Below are 7195 nucleotides of genomic sequence, written 5' to 3'. Positions count from 1 at the left end.
GGCTGTTGGCGGTAGGTGGCAGGTGGGGAGCAGTTGCAACCGCGCCACAGGCGGCGGGTGGTACGTAGTAGTCGCCAGGCAAAACAAAAGCCCCGAAGCAAAAGCTTCGGGGACTTGCTGGTGGCTCCGACCGGCGTCGATCCGGTGACCTTTCGATTTTCAGTCGAACGCTCTACCAACTGAGCTACAGAGCCAAGACCTGAACCAAAAGGTCTGGTCGGCGACCCCGACGGGACTTGAACCCGCGACCTCCGCCGTGACAGGGCGGCGCGCTAACCAACTGCGCTACGGGGCCTTACAACAGGTAAGACCTATTGAATTATTCCGGTCACGATAGCGACCGGTGGTACCCCCAACGGGATTCGAACCCGTGTCGCCGCCGTGAAAGGGCGGTGTCCTAGGCCGCTAGACGATGGGGGCCTGCTTGGCCGTCGAACTGGCGTCCGAAGACGGGAGATAGTTTAGGCAGAACGCGCTCGGCACGTCAAAACAAAACGGAGTGACAGCTGACACATTACTGGAAAACGTTGCAATTGTGCGGAATTCACAGGATTTCATCAGCTAGGCGACCTACCCTTGATGTATGACTATGACACCAGCACTCGGTGCCCTCGCCCAGGCCTCGGACGCTCTCACGCGGGCGATTGCAGACCCTCAATCCGGGGCGGAGGCCGCCGTCGTCACGACCATTGACTTCACCCTCCTGATTCTCGGCCCAATCGTCGGCGCCTTTGTGGGTGTCGTCATCTCGGTCGTCATGTCCGCGCTCTTGCGTAAGGCTTTCGCGAAGGCCGCCACGGCCTCGTCGATCCTGGCGCGCGTGCGCCGCCCGGGCCACTTCACCTTCGCGGCGTGGGGAGCGTGGGCGGGGCTCGGCATCGCGCTGGTCAACCCGAATCTGTCCGACTGGAACGGCACGTCGATCACGACGTTCCTCATGCACGTGCTCCTCATCCTCGCCCTCGCGTGCCTCACCTGGATGGCCTACGCCGCCGCCTGGGTGTTCGAGGACGCCGCCAAAGCCCGCCAGGAATCTGACCAGGGTCGTTCGCGCCGTTTCGAGACGCAGGCGCAAGTGCTGCGCCGCTTCACCCAAGGGATCGTCGTCGTCGTCGGCGTGGTCGCCATCATCGGCACGTTCGAGGTCGCCCGCCAGGCTATGACGACCGTGCTGGCCTCCGCCGGCGTCCTCTCGGTCATCGCCGGTCTCGCCGCCCAGCAGACCCTCGGTAACGTGTTCGCCGGCCTGCAGCTGGCCTTCACCGACGCGATCCGCGTGGGTGACGTCGTCGTCGCCGGTGACAAGCATGAGACGGGTTCCGTCGAGGAGATCACGCTTTCCTACGTGGTCGTGCGCATCTGGGATGAGCGCCGACTCATCATTCCGTGCCGCTACTTCACGCAGACACCCTTCGAGAACTGGACGCGTCGCGCCGCCGCCCAGCTCGGCACCGTTGAGCTCAAGCTCGACTGGTCCGCGCCCATGACCCTCATCCGCACGAAGGTCGAGCAGCTCCTGACTTCCACGGACCTGTGGGATGGGCGCACGTGGGGTGTGCAGATCACCGACTCCGACGAGTACACGGTGACCGTGCGCGTCCTTGTCTCCGCGAAGAACTCCGGGCACCTGTCCGACCTGCGTGCGTACCTGCGCGAGCAGCTCATCTCGTGGATCGTCACGGAAGAGCCGTGGGCGCGCCCCGCTCAGCGCATCGAGCCACTTGAGACCGTGACCGTTGAAAAAGACATGAGCCGTGAACGCATCGCGCGCCTGGCCGCCGAGCTCGCCGGGATCTCCGGCACGAACGAGGCCGTGGCCGCCACGGGCGTGTCGAGTGCCCACCCCGTCGCAGGGGAGCGCACGCCTGCCGGTAGTGCGACGGGAGGCGCCGCGTACGCCCCTGGCGCCATGCCTGCGGGCGTTTCTCCCAAGGATCCCGCCCACGCCGCGCGCATGGTCGCCGCCCGCCGCAAGGCCAAGCGCGCTCGCCGCCGCGCGATGGCGGACCGCCAGCGCGAACTCGCCGAGGGTGGACCCGCCGCTTCGCACGACGAGACCCAGGTGATCTCCAAGGCCGCGCTGCGCAAGATCATCGAGGCCGCCGGCAACGCGAACCCGCAGCTCACACAGACCCTCACCGCGACCTCCATCGGGCGAGGAGAACGCTTCTTCTCCGGATCCGCCGACGCCGATGAGCGCGCCGCCGCCCTCGAGGGCCCGGGCGAAGAGGCCTACGCCGAGCGCGAGGCCGAAGCCCGTCGCGCTCAGGAACGCCGCGAAGGCCACAAGAACCGTAGCTCGGACGCCCTGGATCCCGAGGCGACCCTCGCCCTGGCCGCCGTCGGCGTCGAGCCGGTCGTGCCCGAGGCCGAAGAGGCCGGGGCGGCTCGAGATGGGGCTGGCCCCGCCGCTTCTGGCGAGGCTCAGGGCACCGCTGTGACTGCGGCACCCGCCGCGACCGCCGCGAACAGCGCCACGCCCGGAGAAATCACCGAGGCCAATGCCGCCGCCGAGAAGGCCGGCGTGCCCGCGCCCGCCGACGTCACGGCTGGTGCGCCCGAGGCCGGAACCGATGCCCACGAGCCTTCTGCCGGATCCGAGGCCACCTCCGAGGCCACCTCCGAGGAACCTACGGCTGATGATGTCTCCGCGGAGAGCGCCGCGACCGATGGCACGGCCGCGACCGAGTCTGCCGCCGATGCTGGTGCATCCGAGGCTGACAGCTCCGACGCTGGCGCATCCGCCGACTCTGGCGACTTCCGCGCCGCAGACGCGCAGACCACCGATGCACAGGAAGCCGCCGCCCCCGCCGACGCTCCCGAGCGCGAGGACGCACCCGCCCCCGATGTGCCCGAGGAAACGGGCGGTGAGGAGGAGGCCCAGGCCTCGTCGGACGGCGAGATTTCCCCGGACGAGCAGGAAACCACGCCGATCCCCGCGCGTGAAACATCCGTGAAACATCCCGTGCAGGTGCCACCGCCCGTGCGCACCGGCCGACCCGTCATGACCGACACGGTCCAGGCGGTCGCGCCCGCTCTCGTGCCGCCGCCGGAGCCAACACCCGCTGAGATGGCCGCGTCGCTCGCCGACGAGGAAACCCCCGACGAGCCGACCGTCCACCCCGGCTGGTACGCGGTCGCCGAAGAGGCGCGCCTCGACGCGGAAACCCGCCCCACGCCCACGGTGAAGCCCGCGCGCGTGTCCATCATGGACTTCTTCCCCGCCGTCGCCCCCACCGGCGCCGAGGCCGACGTCCTGCGCGCCGTCACCGGCCAGATCCCGGTCGTCGAACGCCTCGAGCAGGAGTCCGACGAGGGCGAGTCCGCCGCGACGGACGACGAGACCGCGACGGATGACGAGTCCACGACCCCCGATGTCGCGAACCCGGAGCCGTCGGAGCGCGAGGAGTCAGCGTCTGAGGAGGCTGCCCCCGAGGCTGACGTTTCGGAGGCCGAGGACGTGGATGAAGCCCCTGCCGACGACGAGACCGCCGCCACCGATGAGCCCGCCGCCCAGGTGGAGGGTGAGGAGGCCGCAGACGATGCGGATAACGCCGAGGCTGCCGACGTTGAGGCGACCACCGTCATGGACCCCGTGGAGGCCGAAGAGGCTGGCGCGCTCGACTCCGACGCCACGCAGGTCATGCCCGCCGTCGATGAGCCCGTGGACGAGACCCTCGTGATGCCGGTCGCAGCCGTCGCCGAGCAGACGTCCGAGGTCGAGCCCGCTTCGCAGACCGAGGACACCGCAGCGGAAGAGGAAGCACCGGCGAAGAAGGAGACCGCCAAAAAGGCTGCCTCCAAGGCCGGCGTGAAGAAGGCTCCCGCGAAAAAGGCTGCCACCAAGAAGGCGGCGACCGCGAAAAAGGGCGCCAAAAAGTCCTCCACGGCGACCAAGAAAACTGTGAGCGGCGACAACGCCGCAGCCGGTGAGGCAGCCGACGCGACCCCCGCCAAGGCCGCGCAGGCTCCCGCCAAGAAGGCTCCTGCGAAGAAGACCGCCGCCAAGAAGGGTGCCGCCAAAAAGGCAGCTCCCAAGAAGGCGGCCGCGAAGAAGGCCTCAGGCGCTGGGCCCGCACCGATGAGTGATGGGGACAGGTGAACGGGCCACGGCCTCGTGACTGAGGTCGGCGCGAGGAAAGCGGACCGCCCGCGCCCACGCACACATGTGCACGGGTGCGGGCGGTCCGCGACAAGAGAGGCATGACTGCTCCCGATCCCGCTGCCCGCGGCGATTTTTTCGCAAACGCGAGTCCGCAGCGGTGAACGCAGACTGAGCCCCTGCCTCGTCGATGGAGTCGCGCGAAGAAAGCGTTCGCACGCGTGCGAGGGCGCGGGCGGCGCGGGACAATAGATCCATGAACGCTACTGATCCCGCTGCCCGCACCGACGCCGAGTGGAAGAAGCTCCTGAGCCCCATGCGCTACCACGTGCTGCGCGAGGCGGGCACCGAGCGCCCCTTCACGGGCGAGCTCCTCGACGAGGCGCGCGTCGGCACGTACTCGTGCGCGGCCTGCGGATCCGCTCTCTTCGACTCCGACGCGAAGTTCGACTCCTCCTGCGGGTGGCCCTCGTTCTTCCAAGCCCACGACGGCGCGACCGTCGAGAGCGTCGACACCAGCCACGGCATGATCCGCACCGAAGTGCGCTGCGCGACGTGCGGCTCCCACCTCGGCCACGTCTTCCCCGACGCGCCCGACCAGCCCACCGGCATGCGCTACTGCATGAACTCGGCGGCCCTGACCTTCGCGCCCGCACAGTGAACGCCCGCGCGTAGTGAAAGCACCCGACCAGCGCCCGGTCACCGACCGCATCCCGCCCCAGCTCTACATCGTCGGCTCCGGCCTCATCCAGTACGTGGGCGCGGCGCTCGCGGTCATCGCCTTCGCATCCGTCGAACCCGCCTCCGTCGCCTGGTGGCGCGTCCTGACCGGCGCGGTCGTCCTCCTGGCCTGGAAGCGCCCGTGGCGCGGCGGCCTCACGCGCTCGGACTTGGCGATTTCCGCGCTCTTCGGCGTCATCATCCTGACGATGAACTCCTCGTTCTACGAGTCGATCGCGCGCATCCCCCTGGGGACTGCCGTGTCTATCGAGTTCATCGGCCCGGTCGCCGTCGCCGTTCTCCGAGGCCGTGGCTGGCGGCCGCGCATCGCCGCCGTCCTCGCGTTCGCGGGGGTGGCGTGCATTGGCGGGCTCGCCCTTGACCTGAGCGTGGCGAGCGTGCGCGTCGGCGTCGCCTGGATCCTCCTCGCGGCCCTCGCCTGGTCGGCCTACATCGTCGTCGGGCAGAAGGCCTCAACCACGCGCGACGGGGTGACGAACCTGGCGCTCGGCTGCGCGTGGGGCACCCTGTTTTTCGCGCCTTTCCTCGGTCCCGGCGCGATGGCGGCCACGGCCTCGTGGAAGCTGATCGCCATCGTCGTCGGTGTGGGCCTGCTGTCCACGGCGATTCCCTACACGTTCGAGGCGCTGGCGATGCGGCGCCTGGCGGCGTCGACCTTCGCGCTGTTCGCCGCGATCCTGCCGGCCACGTCCGCGCTGGTCGGAGCCGTGATGCTCCGCCAGATCCCCGGCGTCTTCGAGCTCATCGGCCTTGTCCTGGTGTCGGTCGCGGTGTGGCTGGCCTCGCGCGAGTAAGGGTTTTCGGCGGGGCGCTTTCCCGGTTTTCTGTGCCGGTGTGTCCGCGCCATCCCAACTGACAGTCGTGGCCGGGCTATGAAAGATGGCGCCTTCCGCTGAATTCATCGCGATGAGGCGCCCGATCCGGATAGGTTGTGACGATCCGGATAGGTTGTGACGATCCGGATAGGTTAATAACCTATCCGGATGCGCGTTACCTATCCGGAAGTGCACAACCTATCCAGAACATGCCGGTGCGCGGGGCCCGGGTGGCACCGAAACACGGTGGATGGTGTGCTGAAGCCCCTCAGTCGAGGCTGAGCTGGCGGGGCGTGTGCTTGCCGCCGCGGGCGATCACCCAGAATGCGAACCACGCGCCGGCCGAGCCGACGATCATGACGAGCACCATCGGCACGGCGCTGTCGCCGCCCGAGGTTGCCAGGGGAGCGGCGATGCCGTTCGCGATCGACTGGAACACGCCCATGACGGACGAGGCCGTGCCCGCGTGCTCGCGCGCCTCGCTCATGGCCTGCGCGCCCGAATTGCCGAAGATAAACGCGTTCGCCGTCATGACCAGCGCGAAGCCCACGCACGTGAGGATCAGCGGCAGGTTGAGGAAGAACGTCGAGATCGCCAGCGTCACCACGCCGGTTGCAGCGATCGTGAGGCCCGTGATGATGAGCGTGCGCGGCGTGAAGTGCGAGATCAGGCGCACGTTGACCAGCGCGAAGCCTGTCGACAGCAGCGCGTTGAACGCGAACACCCACGCGAAAGCCATGGGGGACAGGCCCAGCGGTCCCTGCAGGACGTACGTGGCGTTCGAGATGTAGCCGAACATACAGAAGCTTGAGAAGGTGTTGGTCAGCATGAAGCCCATGAAGGGACGGATGCGCACGACCTGGACGAGGCCGGAGAAGAACCGCGGAATACCACCGGGGTGGCGGCGTTCCTCGGGCAGGGACTCGGGCACGAGGAACCACGCGAGGGCCGCCATCAGCAGCATGAAGCCGGCGAGCGCCCAGAAGACGACCCTCCACGTCGCGTGCGTGATGATGAACGCGCCGAGGACCGGGGCGAGCATCGGCGCGAAGCCGACGATCGCCTGGATGAGGCTCATGGCGCGCGCCAGTGTCTTGCCGTGCGCGACGTCGACGAGGATCGCGCGCGCCACCGAGGAGGCGACGCCGCCGCCGAGGCCCTGGAAGACTCGGCCCACGAGGAACACCCAGATGCCCGGCGTGAACACGCAGATCACGGAGCCGACGAGGGCAATGATGCCGCCCGCGATGATGGGGCGGCGGCGCCCGATCTGGTCCGAGATTGCACCGCCCAGGACTTGGCCGGTCGCGAAGCCCACGAAGAAGGTCGTGAGCGTGAACCCGAGCATCGTAGAGTTCGTCGCCAGGTCCGCCGTGATCTGTGGGAACGCGGCCGAGTACATGTCGGTCGCCATCGGGGGCACGGCGTTCTGCAGGGCTAGCGTGATCAGCAGGGCAACCGTGAGCGCCCCGCCGACGACTCCGCCGCGGTCCCGGGTGTCGTTAGTCGTCATGGTGCGATTGTGTACCCTTTGGGA

Annotated in this window: 4 protein-coding genes and 3 tRNA genes; 3 read left to right on the top strand and 4 right to left on the bottom strand. The window is 68.4% G+C overall.

The window, feature by feature from the left end:
- Positions 1–118: 118 nt before the first annotated feature.
- From O3656_RS08035 to O3656_RS08025, 3 genes are all read right to left on the bottom strand, one after another.
- Positions 119–194, bottom strand: a tRNA-Phe gene (locus tag O3656_RS08035).
- A gap of 27 nt (positions 195–221) precedes the next feature.
- Positions 222–295: transfer RNA gene (locus tag O3656_RS08030), tRNA-Asp, on the bottom strand.
- A 49-nt stretch (positions 296–344) separates the two neighbouring features.
- Positions 345–420 (bottom strand) — tRNA-Glu (locus tag O3656_RS08025).
- Positions 421–583: 163 nt separating this feature from the next.
- Between O3656_RS08025 and O3656_RS08020 the strand changes: the two genes are divergently transcribed.
- The 3 genes from O3656_RS08020 (at position 584) to O3656_RS08010 (ending at position 5637) form a co-directional block, all read left to right on the top strand.
- Positions 584–4102: a mechanosensitive ion channel domain-containing protein gene (locus O3656_RS08020; RefSeq protein WP_500063454.1), complete on the top strand. Its 3519-nt coding sequence runs from the start codon at positions 584–586 to the stop codon at positions 4100–4102.
- 256 nt (positions 4103–4358) lie between these two features.
- Complete coding sequence (gene msrB / locus O3656_RS08015) at positions 4359–4763, top strand: peptide-methionine (R)-S-oxide reductase MsrB (RefSeq protein ID WP_464796525.1); 405 nt, start codon at positions 4359–4361, stop codon at positions 4761–4763.
- A 13-nt stretch (positions 4764–4776) separates the two neighbouring features.
- The gene (locus O3656_RS08010) at positions 4777–5637 is read left to right on the top strand and encodes an EamA family transporter (RefSeq protein ID WP_500063452.1); all 861 of its coding nucleotides are present in this window, start codon (positions 4777–4779) and stop codon (positions 5635–5637) included.
- A 289-nt stretch (positions 5638–5926) separates the two neighbouring features.
- Here O3656_RS08010 and O3656_RS08005 read toward each other — a convergent pair whose 3' ends face one another.
- A complete protein-coding gene (locus O3656_RS08005) occupies positions 5927–7171 on the bottom strand; it encodes a multidrug effflux MFS transporter (RefSeq protein WP_500063450.1) in 1245 nt (414 codons plus the stop codon).
- Positions 7172–7195 lie beyond the last annotated feature (24 nt).

Source organism: Pauljensenia sp. 27098_8_83, from assembly GCF_041432695.1.
Lineage (GTDB): Bacteria > Actinomycetota > Actinomycetes > Actinomycetales > Actinomycetaceae > Pauljensenia.
The sequence above is the reverse complement of the archived record's forward strand: the minus strand, read 5'-3'. Positions and strand labels throughout refer to the sequence as shown.